At 71.9% G+C, this 23,410-nt stretch carries 22 protein-coding genes; 16 read left to right on the forward strand and 6 right to left on the reverse strand.

What is annotated here, in order from left to right; translation table 11 throughout:
• Positions 1 to 152: 152 nt before the first annotated feature.
• Positions 153 to 884: a FadR/GntR family transcriptional regulator gene (locus B9S64_RS27570; protein ID WP_103493091.1), complete on the reverse strand. Its 732-nt coding sequence runs from the start codon at positions 882 to 884 to the stop codon at positions 153 to 155.
• A gap of 169 nt (positions 885 to 1,053) precedes the next feature.
• Here B9S64_RS27570 and B9S64_RS27575 point away from each other — a divergent pair, with 169 nt between their 5' ends.
• The 5 genes from B9S64_RS27575 to B9S64_RS27595 all read left to right on the forward strand — a co-directional run bounded on the left by B9S64_RS27575 (position 1,054) and on the right by B9S64_RS27595 (position 7,578).
• Positions 1,054 to 2,649, forward strand: a complete 1,596-nt coding sequence (locus B9S64_RS27575) for an ABC transporter substrate-binding protein (protein WP_103493092.1) — start codon at positions 1,054 to 1,056, stop codon at positions 2,647 to 2,649.
• A gap of 73 nt (positions 2,650 to 2,722) precedes the next feature.
• Positions 2,723 to 3,673, forward strand: a complete 951-nt coding sequence (locus B9S64_RS27580; protein ID WP_028442625.1) for an ABC transporter permease — start codon at positions 2,723 to 2,725, stop codon at positions 3,671 to 3,673.
• 1 nt (position 3,674) lies between these two features.
• Positions 3,675 to 5,642 (forward strand): dipeptide/oligopeptide/nickel ABC transporter permease/ATP-binding protein, encoded by a 1,968-nt coding sequence (locus tag B9S64_RS27585; protein WP_103493093.1) that lies wholly within the window; start codon positions 3,675 to 3,677, stop codon positions 5,640 to 5,642.
• A complete protein-coding gene (locus B9S64_RS27590) occupies positions 5,639 to 6,646 on the forward strand; it encodes an ABC transporter ATP-binding protein (RefSeq protein WP_103493094.1) in 1,008 nt (335 codons plus the stop codon). Before B9S64_RS27585 ends, B9S64_RS27590 begins: the two co-directional genes overlap by 4 nt.
• A complete protein-coding gene (locus tag B9S64_RS27595) occupies positions 6,643 to 7,578 on the forward strand; it encodes a dihydrodipicolinate synthase family protein (protein WP_103493095.1) in 936 nt (311 codons plus the stop codon). Before B9S64_RS27590 ends, B9S64_RS27595 begins: the two co-directional genes overlap by 4 nt.
• A 72-nt stretch (positions 7,579 to 7,650) precedes the next feature.
• On the opposite strand, the gene B9S64_RS35445 is transcribed toward B9S64_RS27595, so the two are convergent.
• The gene (locus B9S64_RS35445; RefSeq protein WP_103493096.1) at positions 7,651 to 8,367 is read right to left on the reverse strand and encodes a chaplin; all 717 of its coding nucleotides are present in this window, start codon (positions 8,365 to 8,367) and stop codon (positions 7,651 to 7,653) included.
• 270 nt (positions 8,368 to 8,637) lie between these two features.
• On the opposite strand from B9S64_RS35445, the gene B9S64_RS27605 reads away from it, so the two are divergent.
• From B9S64_RS27605 to B9S64_RS27630, 6 genes are all read left to right on the forward strand, one after another.
• On the forward strand, positions 8,638 to 9,039 hold the full coding sequence (locus B9S64_RS27605) for a rodlin (protein WP_028442620.1): 402 nt from the start codon (positions 8,638 to 8,640) through the stop codon (positions 9,037 to 9,039).
• A gap of 224 nt (positions 9,040 to 9,263) precedes the next feature.
• Positions 9,264 to 9,497 (forward strand): chaplin, encoded by a 234-nt coding sequence (locus B9S64_RS27610; protein ID WP_028442619.1) that lies wholly within the window; start codon positions 9,264 to 9,266, stop codon positions 9,495 to 9,497.
• A gap of 270 nt (positions 9,498 to 9,767) precedes the next feature.
• Complete coding sequence (locus B9S64_RS27615) at positions 9,768 to 10,055, forward strand: hypothetical protein (protein WP_028442618.1); 288 nt, start codon at positions 9,768 to 9,770, stop codon at positions 10,053 to 10,055.
• A 187-nt stretch (positions 10,056 to 10,242) separates the two neighbouring features.
• Positions 10,243 to 10,653: a rodlin gene (locus B9S64_RS27620; protein ID WP_028442617.1), complete on the forward strand. Its 411-nt coding sequence runs from the start codon at positions 10,243 to 10,245 to the stop codon at positions 10,651 to 10,653.
• A gap of 250 nt (positions 10,654 to 10,903) precedes the next feature.
• A complete protein-coding gene (locus B9S64_RS27625) occupies positions 10,904 to 11,089 on the forward strand; it encodes a hypothetical protein (RefSeq protein WP_028442616.1) in 186 nt (61 codons plus the stop codon).
• A 127-nt stretch (positions 11,090 to 11,216) separates the two neighbouring features.
• The gene (locus B9S64_RS27630; RefSeq protein ID WP_103493097.1) at positions 11,217 to 11,624 is read left to right on the forward strand and encodes a rodlin; all 408 of its coding nucleotides are present in this window, start codon (positions 11,217 to 11,219) and stop codon (positions 11,622 to 11,624) included.
• A 119-nt stretch (positions 11,625 to 11,743) separates the two neighbouring features.
• Here the strand turns inward: B9S64_RS27630 and B9S64_RS27635 are convergent, their stop codons facing one another.
• On the reverse strand, positions 11,744 to 12,244 hold the full coding sequence (locus B9S64_RS27635) for a DUF5949 family protein (protein WP_103493100.1): 501 nt from the start codon (positions 12,242 to 12,244) through the stop codon (positions 11,744 to 11,746).
• Positions 12,245 to 12,621: 377 nt separating this feature from the next.
• On the opposite strand from B9S64_RS27635, the gene rsgA reads away from it, so the two are divergent.
• Complete coding sequence (rsgA, locus tag B9S64_RS27640; protein ID WP_103493098.1) at positions 12,622 to 13,776, forward strand: ribosome small subunit-dependent GTPase A; 1,155 nt, start codon at positions 12,622 to 12,624, stop codon at positions 13,774 to 13,776.
• Positions 13,777 to 13,852: 76 nt separating this feature from the next.
• Positions 13,853 to 15,214, forward strand: coding sequence for a bifunctional transcriptional activator/DNA repair enzyme AdaA (locus B9S64_RS27645; RefSeq protein WP_103505233.1), 1,362 nt, complete (start codon positions 13,853 to 13,855; stop codon positions 15,212 to 15,214).
• Positions 15,215 to 15,218: 4 nt separating this feature from the next.
• On the opposite strand, the gene B9S64_RS27650 is transcribed toward B9S64_RS27645, so the two are convergent.
• The 3 genes from B9S64_RS27650 to B9S64_RS27660 form a co-directional block, all read right to left on the reverse strand.
• Positions 15,219 to 15,596: a PPOX class F420-dependent oxidoreductase gene (locus B9S64_RS27650; protein WP_181012266.1), complete on the reverse strand. Its 378-nt coding sequence runs from the start codon at positions 15,594 to 15,596 to the stop codon at positions 15,219 to 15,221.
• A 143-nt stretch (positions 15,597 to 15,739) separates the two neighbouring features.
• Positions 15,740 to 16,222 carry a DUF456 domain-containing protein gene (locus B9S64_RS27655; protein WP_103490995.1) on the reverse strand — a complete coding sequence of 161 codons (483 nt, stop codon included), beginning with the start codon at positions 16,220 to 16,222 and terminating at the stop codon, positions 15,740 to 15,742.
• 190 nt (positions 16,223 to 16,412) lie between these two features.
• On the reverse strand, positions 16,413 to 17,399 hold the full coding sequence (locus tag B9S64_RS27660) for a helix-turn-helix domain-containing protein (protein WP_103490994.1): 987 nt from the start codon (positions 17,397 to 17,399) through the stop codon (positions 16,413 to 16,415).
• Between the two features lie 1,223 nt (positions 17,400 to 18,622).
• Between B9S64_RS27660 and B9S64_RS35255 the strand changes: the two genes are divergently transcribed.
• The 3 genes from B9S64_RS35255 (at position 18,623) to B9S64_RS27675 (ending at position 23,408) form a co-directional block, all read left to right on the forward strand.
• Positions 18,623 to 20,098: a protein phosphatase 2C domain-containing protein gene (locus B9S64_RS35255; protein ID WP_258317586.1), complete on the forward strand. Its 1,476-nt coding sequence runs from the start codon at positions 18,623 to 18,625 to the stop codon at positions 20,096 to 20,098.
• A gap of 122 nt (positions 20,099 to 20,220) precedes the next feature.
• On the forward strand, positions 20,221 to 21,963 hold the full coding sequence (locus B9S64_RS27670; RefSeq protein WP_103488450.1) for a pyruvate dehydrogenase: 1,743 nt from the start codon (positions 20,221 to 20,223) through the stop codon (positions 21,961 to 21,963).
• 254 nt (positions 21,964 to 22,217) lie between these two features.
• Entirely contained in the window at positions 22,218 to 23,408 is a 1,191-nt protein-coding gene (locus B9S64_RS27675; protein WP_103488451.1) for an FAD-binding oxidoreductase, read from the forward strand.
• The last annotated feature ends 2 nt before the right edge of the window (positions 23,409 to 23,410 follow it).

Consider the following 23,410-nt stretch of genomic DNA (forward strand, 5'->3'; position numbering starts at 1 on the left):
CTGTGCCCTCCAGGGGTACGGGAAGCGGCAGGACAGAAGACGTCAGATGTCCTGGTGGCAACGGGACCCTAGAGAGCTTCGCGGCCGGGCGTCAAGGGTGGGGCGGGGGAGGGGCTCCCGCCCCGGGGTGGGGCGGGACGGGGCGTCCCCGGTCAGACCTGGTCCGCCCCGCGCGCCCTGGCCTCGGCGATCCGCCGCCTGACCGGTGCGTAGTGCTCGCCGAGGGCCTTGAGGAACGCGCTGATGTCCCCGGCCCGGGCCGCGTCCACGATGTTCTGGTGGGCGGCGATCGTCTCCGTCTCGTCGGCGTGGGTGAAGCCGTCCAGATGCGGCGCGACGATCGTGTACACGTCCCAGAAGGCCATCGACAGCTGGCCGATCAGCTCGTTGCCGAGGGGGGCCACGAGCAGCGCGTGGAAGGCCCGGTCCGCCGCCACGAAGCCGTGCCCGTCGCCCACCCCGGTGGCCCGCATGGTCTCGACCAGACCCTCCAGGGTGTCGAGCTGCTCCGCGCTCAGCGAGGAGACGATCCGGTCGGCCATGCCCCGCTCGAAGAGCTCCCGCACGTCCACGAGGTCGGCCATCACCTGGAAGTCGTCGTCGGGGGAGAGCAGCCCGCGGAAGGTCAGGCTCTCCACCAGCGCGGACAGGCTGAGCCGGCCCACGTACGTTCCGTGGCCGTGGCGCACCTCCACGATGTCCAGGGCGTCGAGGATCTTGACGGCCTCCCGGACGCTGGAACGGCTGGCGCCCAGCGCCTCGCACAGGGCCGGCTCCGTCGGCAGCGGGTCCCCGGGGCGCAGCCGCTCGTCGAGGATGTAGCGCTTGATGCCCTCGACGACTTCCTGCCGCAACAGGGTGCGACCGGGCCGTGTGCCGGACATATCTGAACTCCCCACCTCTTGACCCCTCTCGATTGTCAAGCTACGTTCCCACGCTATCAAGGCATCAGACATCTGACGTCTGACGCTCGGCGGTTCATCGGTCCCCGATAGCCGTCGAAACAGCCCTTTCCTCATCCATCTCCCACCCCTCACGTCCCTTGGAGGACCCGTGCCCGAGCTGAGGCCAGCCGGCGTCGAGCGCCGCACCTTCCTGCGTTACACCGGCGTCATCGGCGCGGCCGCCGCCATCACGGCAAGCCTTTCCGCGTGCGGTGGACCCTCCTCGACCGCCGACGGCGCGGCGGGCAAGGGCGATGGCAACGGCACCATCGAGGCCGGTCTCTCGTACCCCCTGTCGACCGGGTTCGACCCGATGATCACCTCGGGCGCCACGCCCTACGCCGCCAATATGCACATCTTCGAGGGCCTCGTGGATCTCGATCCGGCAACACTCGTGGCCGCGCCCGCGCTCGCCACGGAGATGCCGAAGAAGATCAACGCCACCACCTACCGCGCCACCCTGCGGGACGGCGCGACCTTCCACGACGGCTCCCCGGTCACCGCCGAGGACGTGGTCTTCAGCTTCGAACGCATCCTGGACCCGAAGAACTCCTCGCTGATGGCGCAGTTCGTGCCCTTCATCGACACGATCACCGCCGTCGACACCAAGACGGTCGAGTTCAAGCTCAAGTACGCCTTCGCGCTCTTCCCCTCCCGCATCGCCGTCGCCCGCATCGTGCCCAAGAAGATCGTCGAGGCCGACGTCAAGGGATTCGACGCCAAGCCCGTCGGCTCGGGCCCCTACAAGTTCATCTCGGCCACCCGCGAGGACAAGATCGTCTTCGAGAAGTACGACACGTACAACGGCCCCCACCCCGCCAAGGCCAAGAAGATGATCTGGCGGCTGATCGCGGACCAGTCGGCCCGCGTCAGCGCCATGCAGTCCGGCCGCGTCCAGGCCATCGAGGACGTGCCCTACATCGACGTCGCCGGCCTCGCCGCCACGGCGAAGACCGACTCCGTGCAGTCCTTCGGCCTGCTCTTCCTGATGTTCAACACCGCCGACAAGCGGTTCGCCGACAAGCGGGTCCGCCAGGCGCTGCACTACGCGCTGGACACCGAGAAGATCATCAAGACCGCGATGGTCGGCAACGCGTCGGCCGCCACGGGATACGTCCCCGCCACCCACCCCGAGTACCACAAGGCCGCCACGGTCTACACCCACGACGTGGCCAAGGCGAAGAAGCTGCTCGCCGAAGCCGGCGTGAAGGACCTCAAGTTCACCGTCCTGACCACCGACACCGGCTGGGTCAAGGACATCGCCCCCCTGCTCAAGGAGAGCTGGGCGGCGGCGGGCATCGAGGCGAAGCTCGACATCGCCCAGTCCGCGGCCCAGTACGCCAAGGTCGACACGGGCAAGTACGAGGTCCTGGTGGCCCCCGGCGACCCGTCCGTCTTCGGCAACGACGTCGACCTCCTGCTGCGCTGGTTCTACTACGGCCTCTGGCCCGAGACCCGCTACAACTGGAGCAAGAGCGCCGAGTACAAGAAGACCAAGCAGCTCCTCGACAAGGCGGCCCAGTCCGCCGACGAGGCCACCCGCAAGCAGCTGTGGGGCGAGGTCACCGACCTGATCGCCGACGAGGTCCCGCTCTACCCGATCCTCCACCGCAAGCTGCCCACCGCGTGGAACGACAAGGCCCTCACCGGCTTCAAGCCGCTCCCCACCACGGGCCTGTCCTTCGTGGACGTCGGCCGCGCCTGACGTCCACCGGTCCGGGCCGCCGCCTCCCCGGCGGCCCGGACCCGCTGTCCGCCCAATCGCAAGGAACCCGACGATGGTTGCTTTTCTCCGGCTCGCGCTGCGCCGCGTCGCGATGATGCCGGTGATGATCCTCGGCATCGCACTGCTGGTCTTCGTGGTGCTGCAGTTCTCGCCGGCCGACCCGGCCCTCAACGCGCTCGGAGAGGGCGCCTCACCCGAGGCCAGAGAGGCCTTCGCCGAGGCCAACGGGCTCAACGACCCGCTGCCGATCCGCTACTTCGACTTCCTCGGCCAACTGCTCCACTTCGACCTCGGGATGACCGTCCCGCCGAGCCAGCCCGTGATCGACCGCATCACCGCGGCCTTCCCGCTCACGCTCCAGCTGACGATCCTCGGTCTGGTCATCGCCGTCGTCCTCGCCGTCGTCGGCGGCGTCCTGGGCGCCATGTACCGCGACCGCTGGCCCGACCAGCTCTTCCGGATCCTGTCCATGGCCGGGGTCGCCGTCCCGTCGTTCTGGCTCGGCGTCCTGCTCATCCAGCAGTTCGCCCTGAACACCCGGATCTTCCCGACCGGCGGATACACCAACCCCGCCGACTCGTTCAGCGGCTGGCTCACCACCATGGCCCTGCCCGCCGTCTCGCTCGCCGTACCCGTCGCCGCCTCACTCGCCCGCCTGGTCCGCACCTCGATGGTCGCCGAACTCGACCGCGACTACGTCCGCACCGCCCAGGGCAACGGCCTGCCGGTCTTCCTGGTGATCCGCTCGGTCCTGCGCAACGCGCTCGTCACCCCGCTCACCGTGCTCGGCGTCAAGGTCGGCTACCTGCTCAGCGGCGCCGTCGTCATCGAGGCGATCTTCGACCTCCCCGGCATGGGCAAACTCATCCTCGAAGGTGTCACCGGCGGCGACGTCGCCCTGGTCCAGGGCACCGTACTGACCATCGCCATCGCCTTCCTGGTGGTCAACGTCATCGTCGACCTGCTCTACCTGCTGGTCAACCCGCGCATCAGGACGGTGTGACATGTTCGCCACGGGCCGACTGGCCAAGAAGCTCTCCCGACCGGGCATCGCCTTCCGCGCCCTCCCGGTCACCTCACGCGTCGCCCTCGGCGTCCTGGTCGTCGTCCTCCTCGGCGCCGTACTCGCCCCGCTGCTCACCCAGGACCCGCTCACCACGGGCACCCCGGTACAAGCACCCAGCGGCGACCACTGGTTCGGCACCGACCGCGCGGGCCGCGACGTCTTCGCCCGGGTGGTGCACGGATCGCGCTACTCCCTGATCATCGGCCTCGGCGCCACCGCCGTCGCCCTGGTCGCCGGGGCCGTACTCGGCTCGCTCGCCGCCACCTCGCGCAAGCTCGGCGACGAATCGGTCATGCGCACCCTCGACGTCGTGATGTCGTTCCCGCCGATCGCCCTCGCGGCCGTCCTGGTCGCCGTCTTCGGCACCAGCATCCCCGTCATCATCTTCACCATCGCCTTCGTCTACACCCCCTCCCTGGCCCGCGTCGTACGCGCCAACGTCCTCGCCCAGTACGGAGAGGACTACGTCGCCGCCGAGAAGGTCATCGGGGCCCGGCGCGGCTACATCGTGCTCCGCCACGTCGCCGTCAACTGCATGGCCCCCGTCATGGTGTTCGCCACCGTCATGGTCGCCGAAGCCATCATCTTCGAGGCCAGCCTCTCCTTCATCGGAGCCGGCGTGCAGGACCCGGACCCCAGCTGGGGCAGCGTCCTCGCCTACGGACGACAGATCCTCCTGGCCGGCGGCTGGTGGGCCACCTTCTTCCCCGGCCTGGCCCTCCTGATCACCGTCCTCGCCCTCAACATCCTCTCCGAAGGCCTCACCGACGCCTCCGCCGCACCCAAGACCGCCCGCGCCGCCGCCCCCGCCACCACCACGGCACCGGACCCCGTCGAGGCCTCCTCCACCGCCGACATCGACGCCGCCCTCGACAGGCTCGCCCGGCACATCCACGCCACCGAACCCACCATCACCCCGGTACCCGAGGACGCCGACGCCCTCCTCGTCGTACGCGACCTGGCGATCCGCTTCCCCGACCGCTACGGCGACATCCCCGTCGTCGACAAGCTGAACTTCACCGTCCACGAGGGCGAAACCCTCGGCCTGGTCGGCGAGTCCGGCTGCGGCAAGTCCATCACCAGCCTCGCCGTCATGGGCCTCCTCGCCCGCAACGCCGAGGTCAGCGGCGAGATCCTCTACCGCGGCCGGGACCTGCTCACGCTCCCGCCCAGGGAACGCCGCGCCCTGATGGGCCCCGAGATCGCGATGGTCTACCAGGACGCGCTCTCCTCCCTCAACCCCTCCGTACTCGTCGGCACCCAGCTCCGGCAGCTGACCTCACGCGGCGGCACCAAGACCCCCGCCGAACTCCTCGAACTCGTCGGCCTCTCGCCCGAACGCACCCTGCGCAGCTACCCGCACGAGCTCTCCGGCGGACAGCGCCAGCGCGTCCTCATCGCCATGGCCCTGTCCCGCAGCCCCCGCCTGCTGATCGCGGACGAACCGACCACCGCCCTCGACGTCACCGTCCAGGCCCAGGTCGTCGAACTCCTCATCCGGCTCCGGGACGAACTCGGCTTCGCCATGGTCCTGGTCTCCCACGACCTCGCCCTGGTCGGCGACCTCTCGCACCGGGTCGCGGTCATGTACGCGGGCCGGCTCGCCGAGGTCGGTGACACCCGGTCCGTCCTCACCGACCCCGCCCACCACTACAGCCGCGGCCTCCTCGGCTCCGTCGTCTCCCTGGAGGCCGGCGCCGAACGGCTCCACCAGATCCGCGGCGTCGTCCCGGCCCCCCAGGGCTTCGGCGAGGGGTGCCGCTTCGCCGGCCGCTGCGGCGCCGCGACCGAACTCTGCCGCACCACCACACCGGCACTCACCGGGCGCGGCACCACGAAGGACCACGGCTTCGCCTGCCACCACCCGGCCGAGGCCGCCGCACAGCTGGAAGGGAGCGCCCTGTGATCAGGCTCGACGGCGTCCACGTACGCCACAAGGCACGCAGCGGAGGCCTCTTCAGCCGCGACGCCGTCCACGCGCTCACCGACGCCACCCTGGAGGTCAAGCGCGGCGAGATCGTGGGCCTGGTGGGGGAGTCCGGCTGCGGCAAGTCCACCCTCGCCCGCGTCCTGACCGGACTCCAGAAGCCCACCGAGGGCCAGGTCCTCTTCCACGGTCGCGACCTGTGGGAGATGACGGGCGCCGAACGGCGCGACGACTTCGGCTCCGCCGTCGGCGTGGTCTTCCAGGACCCCTCCACCGCCCTCAACCCGCGCCTCACGGTCCGCCAGATCCTGCGCGACCCGCTCGACGTCCACCGGCGCGGCACCCGGGAGGCGCGCGAGGCCCGCGTCGAGGAACTGCTCGACCTGGTCGGACTGCCCGGCCACACCCTCGCCGCCCTGCCCGGACAGCTCTCCGGCGGACAGCGTCAGCGCGTCGCCATCGCCCGCGCCCTGGCCCTCGAACCGGAACTGATCGTCGCCGACGAACCGACCTCCGCGCTCGACGTCTCCGTACGCGCCCAGGTGCTCAACCTCCTCGTGGACCTGCGCGAACGCCTCGGCCTCGGCATGGTGTTCATCTCGCACGACATCCAGACCGTGCGCTACCTCGCCGACCGCATCGCCGTCCTCTACCTCGGCCGCGTCGTCGAGGAGGGCCGGGCGGACGACGTCGCCGGTGAGCCCAGCCACCCGTACACCGAGGCCCTGCTCTCCGCGACCCCCAGCCTGCTGGAGGCGACCCAGCGCATCGTGCTCACCGGCCCGGTGCCCTCGGCCACCAACCCGCCGCCCGGCTGCCCGTTCAGCACCCGCTGCTGGAAGGCCGACGCGGAGTGTTCCACCGCCTTCCCCGTGGAGACCTCCGGGCCCGGCGGACACCGCTGGCACTGCGTCCACCCCCAGACCTCCGCGTCCCCCGCCGGGGACGGGACCCCCGTACCGCCCGCAAGGAGCACCGCATGACCGCCCCCACCACCTCCTACTCCGGAGTGATCCCGCCCGTCGTCACCCCGCTCACCGCGGACGGCGAGCTCGACCGGGCCTCCCTGGAGCGGGTCGTCGGCCATCTCCTCGACGGCGGTGTCAGCGGCCTCTTCGCCCTCGGCAGTTCTGGCGAGACCGCCTATCTGACGCCCACGCGGCAGGACGAGGTCATCAAGGTGATCACCTCGGCGGCGGCGGGCCAGGTGCCGGTCCTCGTCGGAGCCATCGAGACCACCACCGACCGGGCCGTCGAGCGGGCCCGCGCCGCGGCCGCCCTGGGCGCCGACGCGGTCGTGGCCACCGCCCCCTTCTACACGCGCACCCACACCACCGAGATCGACCGCCACTTCCGGGACATCGCCGCGGCCGTGGACCTCCCGCTCCTCGCGTACGACGTGCCGGTCTGCGTCCACACCAAGCTGGACCCGGAACTCCTGCTGCCGCTCGCCGCGGACGGCGTGCTCGCGGGGGTCAAGGACTCCAGCGGGGACGACGGTTCCTTCCGCCGGCTGGCCATCGCGGCGCGGGACCTGCCGGGCTTCTCCGTGCTGACCGGCCATGAACTGGTCGTCGACGCGATGATGCTGGGCGGCGCCGACGGTTCCGTCCCCGGCCTGGGCAACGTGGACCCGCACGGCTATGTACGGCTGCACGAGGCCGCCGTGCGCGGTGACTGGGCCGCGGCCACGGCCGAACAGGACCGGCTCGTCCAGCTGTTCGAGATCGTCACGGCCGCCGCGCCGGGCACCGCCTCGGCCACGGCGGCCGGGCTGGGCGCGTTCAAGACGGCCCTGATGCTGCGGGGCGTCATCGCGACCAATGTGATGAGCCCGCCGATGCGCCGGCTGGACGCCGCGGAGACGGTGAAGATCGCCGCCTACCTGGACCGCGCGGGGCTCTCCCGCGTGTAAGAAGGACACACACGAGGGCCCCTGGCGGTGTCGGTCACCGCCGGGGGCCCTCGTGTGTGTCCGGAGCGGGTGCTACCGGCCGCGCGTGACACGGGTGCGGCGCATCAGCACCGCGCCGCCCAGCAGCAGCGCGGCGCTCGCACCGGCGGCGACGCCGATGTCACCGGCGCCGGTCTCGGCGAGCTGGGTGTCCGGGGTGTTCGGGGTGTGGGCCGGCGGCTCCTCGGCCGGGGTCTCCTTCACCGGCGGCTGCTCGGCCGGCGGCTCCTCGGTCGGCGGGACGACCGTCGGGGGCTGCTCGGTGGGCGGCTCCTCGACCGGGGGCTGGACCGGCGGGTGGTGGTGCGTGGGACCGCTGTCGTTGACGCAGGTGTTGCCGAAGACCGGGTTCAGCAGGCCGACGACGTCCACGGAGTTGCCGCAGGCGTTCACCGGGACGTCGATCGGCGCCTGGACGGCGTTGCCGGAGATGACCCCGGGCGAGCCGACGGCCTCGGCCTCGGCGCTCGCGCCGGAGCCGCCCTGCCCGTGGTGGTCGTCGCCCGAGTCGACGTTCGCGCAGGTGTTGCCGAAGGCGGGGTTCAGCAGAGCGATCACGTCCACGGTGTTCCCGCAGAGGTTGACCGGGACGTGGACCGGGACCTGCACGGCGTTGCCCGAACCGACGCCCGGCGAGCCCGCGGCGATGCCGTCGGCCGAGGCGTCGGCGTGCGCGTAGCCCCCGGCGGCGGTCAGGATGCCCGACGCCGCCGCCATGACGATCATGCTTTTATTCAGAACCTGTCGCATTACTTGCCCTTCTTCGGGAAATTCGCGCGGGCGGTGACCCGGATGGAACGTAGCCATTCCATATACGCGGACGCACTCCTAACGACGAGGCGGTTACGGGGGAAACTTGGAGAACGGTGGAAATTTTGTAATCACCCGGAAGGGTCACGCACATCCGTTCGCGCGCCGGGGTGCGATGCGGCATTCGGGTGAACGGGGGGAACCAAAAGCCGTCCGGCGAGTTGATCAGGACGCTCCGCCACGGGGCACTCGGTACGAGAAGGGTTAATCGTGATCAAGAAGGTTCTGGCAACGGGCGCCGTCGCCGCCTCCGTCCTCGGTCTCTCGGCGACGAGCGCCATGGCCATCGGTGACGACATGGGCACCACCGTCGTCAACGGCAACGGTGCCGAGTCGGAGTACGGCAACTCCGCGACCAAGGGCGACATGAGCCCCCAGCTCAGCCTCGTCCAGGGCTCGCTCAACAAGCCCTGTGTCGGTCTGCCGCTCAAGGCCAACGTCGGTTCGCTCATCGGGCTCGTCCCGATCACGGTCCAGGACGTCAACGTCCTGTCGAACCCGCAGAACCAGCAGTGCACCGACAACTCCACCCAGGCCAAGGGCGACGAGCCGCTGTCGCACATCCTGGACGACATCCCGGTGCTCTCGGGCAACGGTGCCGGCAACCGCTGATCCGGCCACCACGACCGGTCCGGGCCGCCGACACTCCTCCATCGCGCGGTCCGGGCCTGTGTCATTCGGGCGGACTTCCGGGAAACCTCCCCCATAGAGTTTCGCGGCCGCCCGTCAATCGTTACGGATTACAGCTCCGGAGTCACGAACGCATGTCACGACAGCGCGCTCGTGCGGCACGAAAGACGTGACCGCTCAGGACTCCGCAGCAGAAAGGGACGAAAGTGAAGTACACCAAGGTTGCCGCAGTCGCCGCCGGAACCCTCATGGCGCTGGGCGTGGCCGCGCCGGCCATGGCCGACTCGGGTGCCGAGGCCGTCGCGGCCCACTCCCCGGGCGTGCTGTCCGGCAACGTCGTGCAGGTTCCGATCCACATCCCGGTGAACGTCTGCGGCAACAGCATCAACGTCATCGGTCTGCTGAACCCGGCCTTCGGGAACACCTGCATCAACGCCTGACCGGCTCACCGGCCCCGCCGGTCGCTCGTCATGTGAGGCCCCGGACCGCTCGCGCGGTCCGGGGCCTGTCCGTGCCGTCCGGAGACCTCCTTCGCCCCGTTCGCACGGGAGTGCGCCGAATTCCGTCGAAAAAATACCGCGTCGCACAGTTTCCGGTGCCCCCGCGAATCGTTATGCCTGGTGAAAGCGGTGGACGTCACAGGCTCAGAAGGCTTGTGCGGCGCGGGAACGCGACCGGAAACCATGCCGCTGCAAGAAGGGAATCCGAAAGTGAAGTACGCGAAGACCGCCGCGTTCGTCGCCGGCTCCGTGGTCGCACTCGGGACGGCCGCACCCGCCTTCGCTGCTCCCGCGACCTCTCCCACGCTCAGTCTCACCACCGGCGTGAACCATCTGATGGCCAGCACTCCGCAGGTCTTCGACCCGGTGGTGGACACGGTGGGCGGTGCGACCCGGAAGGTCCACGAGGACGGCACCGTGGCACGGCTGGCGGACCAGGCGACCGGTGTGGCGGCCGAGGCCGCCCCGCTGCTCGGCGGCCTGCCGGTCGGTGGCTGACCGGTCCGTACCGCGAAAGTTCTCTCCATTCAGCGCATTTTCTCCGGTGCCCGGTCCGACGCGTTCCCTGGTCGGCCGGAGAACACAGCACCGTTCGAGTGAAGTGGCACAACCGCGTCCATCCGTGAGGAGCGTGTTCGGCATGTTCCGCAGCGGTGGGCAACAGGCAATCCAGAAGGGCTAGTTCATGATCAAGAAGGTTCTGGCGTCGGCGGCCATGGCCGCCTCCGTCGCAGGCGTCTCCGCCGTCGCGGCCCCCGCGGCCATGGCCACGGGCAACGACATGGGGACCACCGCGGTCAACGGCAACGGTGCCGTGCAGTACTACGGCAACAGCAGCACCTCGGGCGACATGAGCCCCCAGATCGGTCTGATCCAGGGCTCGTTCAACAAGCCCTGCATCGCCCTGCCCGCCAAGGCCAACCTCGGTTCGCTCATTGGCCTCGTCCCGATCTCGGTCCAGGACATCAACGTCCTGTCCTCGCCGCAGAACCAGCAGTGCACCGAGAACTCCACCCAGGCGAAGGGTGACGAGGCTCTGTCGCACATCCTGAACGACATCCCGATCCTGTCGGCCAACGGCGCGGGCAACAACTGACAGAGGGCGGTTCCGGCTCCCCGCCGGTGACGTCCCGGGACCCGTCCAGTTCCCTGGGGGCGCCACCGGCGGACCGGACCGCCACCTGTGCGCGGAGCGACCGGGGCCGGCCCGCCGAGCCGGTGGACCGGCCCCGCCGTGCCCCTTCGTGTGCGTCTTCCCGCCGGTCGGGTAACCCGATCGTGCGGACATTGGTCCGATTGCCGCACGTGCGGTCGGCAACTCCCGCTCGGTCGGGTAGTGCCACCTCATGGACCAGTACGACAGTCAGCCCCGGCGCGGCCACGACGGAACGCCCGACCACTCCACGCCGACCCCGATCTACGACCGGCTGCTGGCCGAGTGGCGGGAGGCGGGCAGGAGTGCCGCCGAGCGGGAAGCGGCGGTGGCGCCCGGGAGCGTGCGGGTCTTCGTCCCGGCGGCTCGCAGGACGTAAATCCCTTCTGCGGCGGAACGTCTACCTCTCACCCCATCGAATCCGTTCGAGTGGTGGAGCAGAACCTCGGCCTCCGACCGCGGTTATCAGTCCGTCCCACAAGGGACGCGTGGAAAGGTGAAGCGTAATGAACAAGATGATGGCCGGCGCGGCCGTGGCCGTGTCCCTGATCGGCGCCTCCGCCGCTGCCGCCCCCGCGGCCATGGCGATCGGCAACGACCACGGGACGACCGTCGTGAACGGCAACGGTGCCTCGACGGGCTCCGGCAACTCCGTGACCAAGGGCGACCAGAGCCCGCAGCTCAGCCTGGTCCAGGGCTCGCTGAACAAGCTCTGCCTCGGTGTCCCGGCGAAGGTCAACGCCGGTTCGCTGATCGGCCTCGTGCCGATCACGGTCCAGGACGTCAACGTCCTGGCGAACCCGCAGAACCAGCAGTGCGCCGACAACTCCACCCAGGCCAAGGGTGACGAGCCGCTGTCGCACATCCTGGACGACATCCCGGTGCTCTCGGGCAACGGCATCGCCAACAACTGACGCACGGCGGGGCGCGGCCGGCCACGGTCGGCCGCACCCCCTGGTACGGCACCGTCACGACGATGCCCACCACTCCACGGGGGGTGGTGGGCATCGTCGTGTGTGCGGGGCCGGGCGGGTCAGCCCAGGCTGCGGACCGGCAGGAGGCAGTGGGCCGACGTCCCGACGACCTCGGGATCGCAGACGAAGGACCGCAGCGACTCCTCGCTGACCGGCTGCCCCGGGACAGCCGCGGGCCACGGGCGGGTCGCGAACATGCCGTGCACCGTGCCCTCGGCCCGCGCGGCGGCCAGCCATTCACGCGGCACGGTGTACTGGGCGGTGAAGTGAGGCAGCGTCAGAACGGCCTGGCCGGCCTGGACGAGGAGCTTCACCGGGAGGTTGGGCGACTCCGAGGCGTCCAGCGTCTCGCCGCCCACCCGCAGTCCACTGCGTTCGAGTGCCGTACGCATGGCCCTCTCCCCGGCCTCCGGGCCGTCCTGCCCGTCGCCGAGCGAGTAGGTGAGCAGGAAGGCGACATCGCGGTCCCCGGACGGGTGCCCGCCGCTCCAGCCGAGGAGGATCTGGGTGCCCAACTGGGCTTGTGTGAACGTGCCGGTGGCGGTCTGGGGTGTGGTCATGTCCGGCACCCTAATGGTCCGGAACCGCCCGTCCCGCACTCGTATCACCTGATCGAGGGAGATCTGCCGGAATCTCCGGCGAACCGGGGGCCAGGGGAGGGTGACGGCAAAACCCGTTGACGCCGACGGAGGGCCTCCCGCTAGGGTGTGCCGAGTTGGCCGAGGCGGTCTGGAGGCCGCCGTGGCGGACCGAAGCCGCCGAGATGTGCCGAGTCCCAGGAATCAGGAGGTGAGGACATTGATGTCTGTCGTCGCGATGGGCGCTGCCCACGACCGGAAGAGCATCGTTCCCACCCCTGTGGCCGCCGGCTGACCCGAACCTTTTCCGCGCACGAGAACGCGCGGTGCCGGGGCCACCCTTGTGAAAAGGGTTTCCTTTGTCTTTCCTCCATTCCCGCCTCTCCTCCCCGTCCCACCCGCTGACCCCGTACGGCTGGGACGCGGACTGGGCCGCCGCCTTCGCCCCGCACGCCGAGCGGGGACTCCTTCCGGGACGGGTGGTGCGGGTGGACCGCGGCCGGTGCGACGTGGTCACCCCGGACGGCACCGTCCAGGCGGACACCGCGTTCGTGGTGCCCCGGGACCCGATGCGGATCGTCTGCACCGGCGACTGGGTGGCCGTCGACCCCGGCGGCGACCCGCGCTTCGTGCGCACCCTGCTGCCCCGGCGTACCGCCTTCGTACGCTCGACGTCCTCGCAGCGTTCCGAGGGCCAGGTCCTCGCCACCAACGTCGACCATGTCGTCGTCTGCGTCTCGCTCGCCCTCGAACTCGACCTCGGCCGGCTGGAACGCTTCCTCGCGCTGGCCATGTCCAGCACCGCCGGGGCCGCGCTGCTCGGTGACGGTACGGGCGGCCCGGAGCACGAGGCGCGGCCGGTCGTCCTGCTCACCAAGGCCGACCTCGTCCCGGACGCCACCGCACTGTCCCACCTGGTGCGGGACGTCGAGCGCAGCGCCCCCGGCGTGCCGGTGCTGCCCGTCAGTTCCGCCACCGGAGAGGGCGTCGACGTGTTCCGCGCCGTCGTCGCCGACGGCACCAGCGTGCTGCTGGGGATCTCCGGCGCCGGAAAGTCCACCCTCGCCAACACCCTGCTCGGCGAGGAGGTGATGGACGTACGGGCGACCCGCGACGTGGACGGCAAGGGCCGGCACACCACCACCACCCGCAACCTCCTCGTGCTGCCGGGCGGCGGCATCCTCATCGACACCCCGGGGCTGCGGGGGGTCGGCCTCTTCGACGCCGGGACCGGTGTCGGGCAGGTCTTCTCCGAGATCGAGGGGCTCGCCCGGGAGTGCCGCTTCCACGACTGCGCCCACGACGGCGAGCCGGGCTGCGCGGTGCTGCGGGCCGTCGAGGACGGCACCCTGCACGTCCGGCGGCTGGACAGCTACCGCAAGCTGCTCCGCGAGGACCGCCGGATCGCCGCCAAGACCGACGCCCGGCTGCGCGGCGAGGCCCGGCGCGAGTGGAAGCGCCGCAGCGCGGAGGGCAAGGCCGCCATGGACGCCAAGCGGGGCCGCTTCCGGTAGCGGGCACGCCCGCCGGGCGCGACGTCCGAAAACCGCGAGTGCGGTGGCCCGGCGGGGGCGCACACTGGACGGTGTGATGGACGAACGGACCAGGTACGAGGCGGTGAGCAGCCGCGACGCGCGCTTCGACGGAGTGTTCTTCTTCGCCGTGACGACCACCGGCATCTACTGCCGGCCGAGCTGCCCTGCCGTCACTCCCAAGCGGGAGAACGTGCGGTTCTACCCGACCGCCGCGGCGGCGCAGCGCCACGGTTTCCGTGCGTGCCGGCGCTGCCGCCCGGACGCCGTTCCCGGCTCCGCCGAGTGGGACGTCCGCGCCGACGTCGTGGGGCGCGCCATGCGGATGATCGGCGACGGGGTGGTGGACCGGGAGGGCGTCCCCGGCCTCGCCGGCCGGCTCGGCTACAGCACCCGCCAGGTACAGCGCCAGCTCACCGCCGAAGTGGGCGCGGGCCCGGTCGCGCTGGCCCGCGCCCAGCGCGCCCACACCGCACGCGTCCTGCTCCGGACCACCGGGCTGCCGGTCACGGAGATCGCGTTCGCGTCTGGCTTCGCGAGCGTGCGCCAGTTCAACGACACGATCCGGCAGATCTACGCCCGTACCCCCAGCGCGCTGCGCACCGGGACCGGGACGGGACGGGGCGCGGGCACGTCCGCGGGAAGCGAGGCGGGTGTCCCGCTGCGGCTGGCCCACCGGGGCCCGTACGCGGCGCGCGAGGTGTTCGACCTGCTGGCCGCCGAGGCGGTGCCGCTGGTCGAGGAGGTCAGCGGCGCGCCCGGCTCCCGTACCTACCGGCGCACCCTGCGGCTGCCGTACGGGACGGGTGTCGCGGCCGTCGAGGAGGCGTCCGCCGGGCCGTGGCTGGAGGCCCGGGTCCACCTCACCGACCTGCGCGACCTGACGACCGCCGTGCGGCGGCTGCGCCGTCTCTTCGACCTGGACGCCGACCCGTACGCCGTGGACGAGGCCCTGGGCACCGATCCGCGGCTGGCCCCGCTCGTCGCCGCCCGGCCGGGGCTGCGCTCGCCGGGGACCGCCGACCCGCAGGAGTTCGCGGTGCGCGCCCTGGTGGGCACGGCGGCCGCCGGGGCACTGGTGGAGCGGTTCGGCACGGCCCTGGACGTGCCGTGCGGCGGGCTCACCCACCTCTTCCCGGAGCCCGGCGCGCTGGCCGACGGCGCCGAGGACCCCGCGCTCCGGGAGCTGGCCGGGGCCCTGGCGGACGGGACGGTGCCGCTGGACGCCGGCGCCGAGCGGGACGAGGCGGAGCAGGCCCTGCGGCGGCTGCCCGGGACCGGCGCGGTGACCGCGGCACTGATCCGGATGCGCGGCCTGGGCGACCCGGACGTCGATCCGTGGGGGATGCCGGGGACGGAGCGCCTGCGGCCGTGGCGCTCGTACGCCGTACGGCATCTGCGGCCGCCGCGCCGACCCTGACGGATCAGGGCCGCTCCTCCTCCAGACCCCAGCTGTGGATCTTCCTCGGGTGGATGCGGATCAGCTCATCGCTGAAGTGCGCGCCGAGGTCGTGCGGCCCGGTGAGCAGTTCGGCCTCGCCCCGGATGTCCACGCCCCGTACGGTCCACGGACGCAGACTGACGATGTCGTCGACGACCAGGGCCACCTTGGGGTTGGCCTGGAGATTGCGCCACTTCTTCGTCTTGCCGAGGGTGTAGCCGCCGACCAGGATCGTGCCGTCCGGCTGCGGGAAGAAGCCGACCGGGTTGGCCTGCGGTTGCCCCCGCCGGTCCACGGTGGCGAGCCTGCCGAGCCGCTGGGAGCCGAGGTAGGCGCGTTCGGCCTCGCTGAATTCGGTCATGGGACCAGCGTCACACGGGGACGTGCGGGCGCACATCGGGCGGCCGTCCCGCGCCGGTGGTCTGCCCTGCGCCGGGGGCGCACTGCGTGGTGGTGGCCCCGCGTCGGTGGTCGCCCTGTGCCGGGGTCGTGGTTGTCCGCCGCTCAGGCCCAGATCAGGGTGCCCAGCCAGGCACCCACCGGCAGCAGGCAGCAGTAGAGCTCGACGAGCACCGAGTAGCCGGCCGCCCGCATCACCGTTCGGACGGAGGTGCGGCCCGCGCCGTGGCCGCCCAGGCGTGTCCGTTCGGCCCCGTACAGCGCGCCGACGTACCCCAGCACACCGCCGATCACCGGGACCACGAAGAATCCGGCGATGCCCGCGAGACCGGCGAGCATCAGGGTGCCGCGCGGCGCCCCGGTCCGCTTCCGGCGGCGCGGGGGAAGCAGCGCCTTGAGCGCCTGGTTCAACAGCAGCAGGCCGGTCGTCCCGATCAGGACGCCCCAGGCGACCGGGGTCGGGTCCGACAGCGCCCACCACAGCACCGCGGCCCACACGATGGCCTGTCCGGGCACGCCCGGCACCAGCACCCCGACCAGGCCGAGCAGCATCACCGCGCCGACGGCGACGAGCTGCCACACACTCATTCGACCAGCGTGCCGGAGCCCGCCCGGTCCCGCCTGTCAGCGGGGTCCCGCCGTGGCGGACGCGTGGTGCGGGCGGAGGTGTCACCGTGTCGCGCCGAGCGGGCCGTCCCGGCGGGCCGGCGCGCCCAGTGGGGCCGTCCCGGCGGTTTGGCGCGCTCAGTGAAGGGGTCCCGGCGGGCGCGCGGTGTGTTCAGCGGGGTGCGCGGGCCACCCAGCCCCGCTCGTACGCGTGCCACCCCAGCTGCAACCGGGTGGAGACGCCCGTCAGCTCCATGAGCCCCTTCACCCGCCGCTGCACCGTCCGCAGGCCCAGCTCCAACTGCTTCGCCACGCTTGCGTCCGTCAGACCCGCCAGCAACAGGGACAGGATCTCCAGATCGGTGGCGTCCGGCCCCGGTCCGCTCTCCTCCCGTACGCCGCTCTCGCCCAGCCGCAACGGCATCGCGTCCCGCCACACCGCCTCGAAGAGCCCCATCAGTGACTCCAGCAGCCCACTCGCGTGGACGACCAGCGCGGCGGGCTCCACGGCCGGGCCGGTCAGCGGCACCATCGCCAGCGACGCGTCGGCCACCACCAGCTTCGTCGGCACCCGGTCGACCACCCGGCACTGCTCGTCCCGTCCCAGTGCCGCGGACAGCTCGTCGATGCCGGACGGCAGCGACAGCACATCGCGTTCCACGACCACGCGGTAGGACACCCCGCGCATCGCCACCCGCTCCTCCGAACCGTTCTCCATCCCGGTGACCGCGACCGGTTTCCCCGTGACCAGGGCACACACCTCCGAGGTGGCGCCCAGTTGCAGCTGATGGAAGCGGTGCGCCACCGCGCTCGCCCCGGTCACCACCTCCACCAGGTCGTGCGCGGCGGGCTCGTCCGCCTCGGCCCGGTACTCCTCGGCCAGCAGCACGGACGCCAGCTCGGCCCGCTCCAGTTCGTGCCGCTGCTGGGTCAGCAGGGCCCCCAGCGCGACCCCGGGCGGCGCGGCCACCCAGCGTCCGGCCCGCGCGGAGGACTGCGCGGCGAGCCCTTGCTGTTCCAGCCGGCGCAGGGCGCGTTCCGTGTCCGCCTCGGGCAGCGCGAGCCGGCGCGCGAGATCGGTGACTTCCGCCGCGCCCACCGTGACGAGGGCCCGGTAGGCCGCCTCCTGCCTCACGTCGAGACCTATCGCTGCCAGCATCTTCCGGCCCTCCCCAGGGGTGGTGGTCGCGCACCGCTGCGCCCGTGCGGCGGGCCGCGGTGGCGGAAAGCAGCCACGGCGTAAACCCGCCGGGCCCATCATGCACCGTCCGACCTGACCTTCTGCCAGGGTGGCGCCACCGCGGCACCATGGCCGGAACCTTTCGGAACCGGCCCGCAGGCGGGCTGCGGGGGCCGGCCGGTCGTCCTTCCCGTGGGGGGTGTGGACGCCCGGCGGGCTCCTGCCGACGTGTCAATTCCGGGCGCGTTTCGCGGATGACCCGTTTCCGTACGCCCGGCGCGGTGGACACTATGGGCATGAGCCAGCAGGGGGAGAAGCCCGCCGCCCACGAGGACGACTGGTGGCGTCGGCTGTACGACGAGGCCACGCCGGACACGGGTCCGAGCAGCGCGCCCGACAGTCTCGACGACCGCTTCGACTCCGCGTCGGACGCGGTGGGCGGGGCGGGCGGGGCACCGGCCGGAGGTGGGGAGTCTGCCCTGGGCGAGGGACCCGAACTGGGCGAGAGACCCGTACGGGGCGAGAGCTCCGTCCCGGACTGCGATGGGGAATCCGGCCAGGGGTGGGGCCGGGACCGGGGCGAGGGTTCGGAGCGCGGACGAGGACCGGGGCGGAGCGAGCCCGTGGGGGACGCCACTGATGCGGGTTCGAGGCCGGGCTCGCAGCAGGGCGTGGTCCCCGGCCCTGAACCGGTTCGGGAACCGGGTCCGCTGGACCATCCGGTCAGGGGCGTGCGCGTACCGGAACCCCGCCTTTCGGCGGCTGCCTCGTCGGAGGCGCGTACGCCGGTGACGCCCGAGCCGGGGTCGCCCGCACCGGAGGTGCGTACGCCGGGGACACCCGCGCCCGTGACGCCGCCGCCGGAGCCGCTTCCACCGGCAGTTGCCGCGCCGGAGCCGCCGGTACCGGTGACGCCCGAGCCCGATTTGCGTACACCGGAGCCGCCCGCACCGGAGCGGCCCGTTCCGGCCGATGAGGTGGAACGGGTCGTTCCGGGTGCCTCGCCGCGTGGCCGGGACCCGCGGTCGTCCGTCCACCGGGAGGCCCCCGGCCGGACGGCGGCCGACCAGGGGCGACCGGCCGGTGCCGCGCCGGAGCCGCCCCCTGAGGCCGGGACGGGCTACGGAGCCTCGCCGTCCGCCCCGGCCGCGTGGTCCGGATCGGCCCTTCCGCCCGAGCCGGGCCCTCCGGAGACGTCACCGGTGCCATGGGCGGCAGAGGCGTCGGCGTCGGACGGCGGTGCCTCGGAGCGGGGGACGGGATTCGAAGCGGTCTCGTCCGGTGCCCCGGTGCTGCCCGCCGCCGGGTCCGCCTGGGACCCGACACCCGAGCCGGCCGGCCCGCCGCCCCCGCGCCCCACACCGAAGGCGGCGTCCCCGGCTGACGGACCCCTGCCGCCACCCGCCCCCGCCCAGCCCGCCCAGCCCCTCCGGCCGGAGGCCCTCTCGGCGCCGGAGGCCCACTCCGCACCCGAGCCGCCGCCTCCACCGCCCGTACCCGATCCGCGTACCACGTCGCGGAAGGCCGAGACCGCGTCGTCGCCGAGGACGCGGCCGCAGATCATCGCCGTGCGCCCGCCGTGGGAAGCCCCCGGCGTCCGGGAGCCGGCGCCCCTGACCTTCGCCGTGCCGCTGTCGCCCCAGCTCTCGACCGAGAGGTCCGCGCCGCCGTCCGAGGCCTCGTCCGTACCGTTGCCGGACGCGGACCGGCACGCGCCGCGCCCGCTCCTGGAGCATCTCGGGGACCGGCCGCCCACCTATGAGCCCGAGCCCGTCACGCTGCCCGCGTCCGGTGCCGACGACCTCGACGGACTCGTGCCGGACACCGTGCTCGACGGCGCCCGGTACGGCACCTGGACGCTGCGGGCCACGTCCGTACGCGGGGACTCGGCGCGCTTCCGTGGCGAGCCCCGCCGTGACGCCCTGCTCACCGCACGCTTCGGTACGGGGGACGGCGCGCTCGTCCTGGTCGCGGTGGCCTGCGGCGCGCGGGCCACCGAGCACGCCCACCTGGCCGCCGCCGACGCCTGCCGGTGGATCGGCGGTGCCGTCGCCCGCAGCCACACCCGCCTCGCCGACGACATAAGGGCCGGCCGCAGGGGCGACCTGAAATCGGGGCTGCACCGGCTCACCGACCGTACGTACGGGAAACTGCGCGCCCGAGCCGCCGAACTCGGCCTGGAACCGTCCGCGTACACCGCCGGGCTCCGCTGCCTGCTGCTGTCCGCGGATCCGGCCTGCCGCACACGGATCTTCTTCGGCGTGGGCCCCGGAGGACTGTTCCGCCTGCGCGACGGAGCCTGGCAGGACCTCGAACCGTCGTTCGCTCCCGCCCCGGCCGACCGGTCCCGGCCCGAAGAGGGGCCGGGGGGCGACCGGTTGACGATGGACCTCCAGATCACCACGGCCCCGTCGCCGTACGCCGGGGGACCGGCCACGCCGCCACCCACCGAGCCGTTCCGCTTCCGTGCCTCGGTGGCCCGGCCAGGCGACACCCTGCTCCTCTGCGGCAACGGGCTGGCCGAACCGATGCGCGGCGCCCCGGACCTCGCCGAGGAGCTGGCCCGCCGCTGGACGGCCGGTGACCCGCTGGGGCTGCCCGCCTGGCTCGCGGACGTCCAGCTGCGGGTCAAGGGCTACGCCGACGACCGTACGGCCGCCGCGGTCTGGGAGGCGTAACCGCGCACACCATGGGTTGATGGACACCAAAGTCCGCCCGGCGGGCCCTCGGCCCGACGTTTCGGGCTCCGGTGCCGGGACAGCCGCATGTGTACGGAGCAGAGCAGAAAGGGTGCGCACCCATGGCCAAGCAGAACGTGTCGGAGCAGTTCGTCGACATTCTCGCGCGGGCGGGCGTCAAGCGGATGTACGGCGTCGTCGGCGACAGTCTCAACCCCGTGGTCGACGCCGTTCGGCGTAACCCGGCCATGGAGTGGATCCAGGTCCGCCACGAGGAGACCGCCGCGTTCGCCGCCGGGGCCGAGGCCCAGATCACCGGGAAACTGGCCGTCTGCGCCGGCTCCTGCGGCCCCGGCAACCTGCACCTCATCAACGGGCTCTACGACGCCCACCGTTCGATGGCCCCGGTGCTCGCCCTCGCCTCGCACATCCCGTCGAGCGAGATCGGCCTCGCCTACTTCCAGGCGACGCACCCCGAGCTGCTCTTCCAGGAGTGCAGCCACTACAACGAGATGATCTCCAACCCGCAGCAGATGCCGCGACTGCTCCAGACGGCCATCCAGCACGCGATCGGCCAGGGCGGCGTCAGCGTCGTCGCGATGCCCGGTGACATCGCCTCCCAGCCCGCTCCGGAGAAGTCCGTCGAGCACGCGCTGGTGACCTCGCGGCCGTCCGTACGGCCCGGCGACGAGGAGATCGACAAGCTCCGCCGCATGGTGGACGAGGCCGAACGGGTGACCCTGTTCTGCGGCAGCGGCACCGCCGGCGCGCACGCCGAGGTGATGGAGTTCGCCGAGCGGGTGAAGGCCCCGGTCGGGCACGCGCTGCGCGGCAAGGAGTGGATCCAGTACGACAACCCGTTCGACGTCGGCATGAGCGGACTGCTCGGCTACGGAGCCGCCTACGAGGCGACCAACGAGTGCGACCTGCTCATCCTGCTGGGCACCGACTTCCCGTACAACGCCTTCCTCCCGACCGATGTGAAGATCGTGCAGGTCGATGTGCGCCCGGAGCACCTGGGCCGCAGGTCCAAGCTCGACCTGGCGGTCTGGGGTGATGTCCGCGAGACGCTGCGGTGCCTGACACCTCAGGTGAGGATCAAGGAGAACCGCAAGTTCCTCGACCGGATGCTGAAGAAGCACGCCGACGCGCTGGAGGGTGTGGTCAAGGCCTACACCCGCAAGGTCGAGAAGCACGTCCCGATCCACCCGGAGTACGTGGCGTCGGTGCTGGACGAACTCGCCGACGACGACGCGGTGTTCACCGTGGACACCGGTATGTGCAATGTGTGGGCCGCCCGCTACCTCACGCCCAACGGCAAGCGCCGGGTGATCGGTTCGTTCAGTCATGGCTCGATGGCCAACGCGCTGCCGCAGGCGATCGGCGCCCAGTTCGTCGACCCGGACCGGCAGGTCGTGTCGATGTCCGGTGACGGCGGGTTCAGCATGCTGATGGGGGACTTCCTCACCCTCGTCCAGTACGACCTGCCCGTGAAGGTCGTCCTGTTCAACAACTCCTCACTCGGCATGGTCGAACTGGAGATGCTCGTCGCCGGACTGCCGTCGTTCGGTACGACCAACAAGAACCCGGACTTCGCGGCGATCGCGCGGGCCGCCGGAGCGTACGGCGTGCGCGTCGAGAAGCCCAAGCAGTTGGAGGGCGCCTTGAAGGACGCCTTCAAGCACAAGGGGCCCGCGTTGGTGGACGTGGTCACCGACCCGAACGCGCTCTCCATTCCGCCGAAGATCAGCGCCGACATGGTCACCGGGTTCGCGCTCTCCGCCAGCAAGATCGTGCTGGACGGGGGAGTCGGGCGGATGTTGCAGATGGCCCGCTCCAACCTCCGCAACGTGCCCCGGCCTTGAGACCGACTATGTGCGGCGGCACTCTGAGGCCGGTGAGTTGCCGCCCTGGCCTCTGAGGCCGGGGGCGTGCCCCGGCTCCGGGGTTCGGAGCTGGGGCCGCCGGAATGGCTGCCGGGTGCGCGGGGAGGGAGTCGGTGGGGGTTCCTGGGGGTGTAGGTGCTGAAGTGACGGGTGGTCAGGTGCGTGGCGGGCGGGCGCCATGTCACCTGGTCCGCACCCTTGGCACCCTCAGAGCAATGTGACATATTACTGCCGTGCCCATCAGACAGCCTGTGGATGTCGTTGTCGTCGGGGCCGGGGTGGTGGGGGCCGCGTGTGCCTACTACGCCTCCCGGTCCGGACTGTCGGTAGCCGTCGTCGAGCGGGGGCCGGTCGCCGGGGGGACCACCGGAGCGGGGGAGGGAAACCTCCTGGTGTCCGACAAGGCTCCCGGCCCCGAACTGGACCTGGCTCTGCTCTCCCTCTCCCTCTGGCGTGAGCTGGCGGAGGAGCTGCCGGCGGACATCGAGTTCGATCCCAAGGGCGGCCTTGTCGTGGCGGCGGGGGACGCGTCGCTGGCCGCGCTGTCCGCGTCGGCCGAAGGGCAGCGGGCCTCGGGTGTCGAGGCGTACCACGTCACACCCGACCGACTGCGTGATGTCGAGCCCCACCTGGCGCCCGGCCTCGCCGGCGGGATCCTGTACCCGCAGGACTGCCAGGTGCAACCGGCCCTCGCCGCAGCCCGGTTGCTGCACGCGGCGCGTCGCGCGGGCGCGCTCTTCCTGCCGGACGAAGAGGTGCTGGAGATATGCGGGGAGCCGGGGGGCGGCGGTGTTCGCGGGGTGCGGACGTCACGAGGCGAACTGGCCGCCGCCGTGGTCGTCAACGCGGCGGGCACCTGGGGCGGTCGCGTGGCGGCCCTGGCCGGCGTGGAGTTGCCGGTGCAGCCCCGCAGAGGATTCGTCCTGGTCACCGAGCCCCTGCCCCCGCTGATCCGGCACAAGGTCTACGCGGCGGAGTACATGGCGGACGTGGCGAGCGGCTCGGCGGCACTCCAGACCTCACCGGTCGTGGAGGGCACGCCCGCCGGGCCCGTGCTCATCGGGGCCAGCCGTGAGCGGGTCGGGTTCGAGCGGACGCTGTCCGTGCCGGTGGTGGCCCGGCTGGCCTCCCAGGCCTCGGCGCTCTTCCCCGCACTCGCGGATGTGCGCGTGCTCCGCACCTATCACGGGTTCCGGCCCTACCTGCCCGACCACCTTCCCGCGATCGGTCCGGACGGCCGGATGCCGGGCCTCTTCCACGCCTGTGGCCACGAGGGAGCAGGCATCGGGCTCGCACCCGCCACGGGGAGCCTGATCGCCTCCGTGATCAGCGGGGAGAAGCCCGCGCTGGACCTGGAGCCGTTCGCGCCGGACCGTTTCGACCCCCTTGTGCCATGTCACATGACGGAGGAGTGGACCTCTTGAGA

It is taken from the genome of Streptomyces sp. SM18 (assembly GCF_002910775.2).
GTDB classification, from domain to species: Bacteria; Actinomycetota; Actinomycetes; order Streptomycetales; family Streptomycetaceae; genus Streptomyces; species Streptomyces halstedii.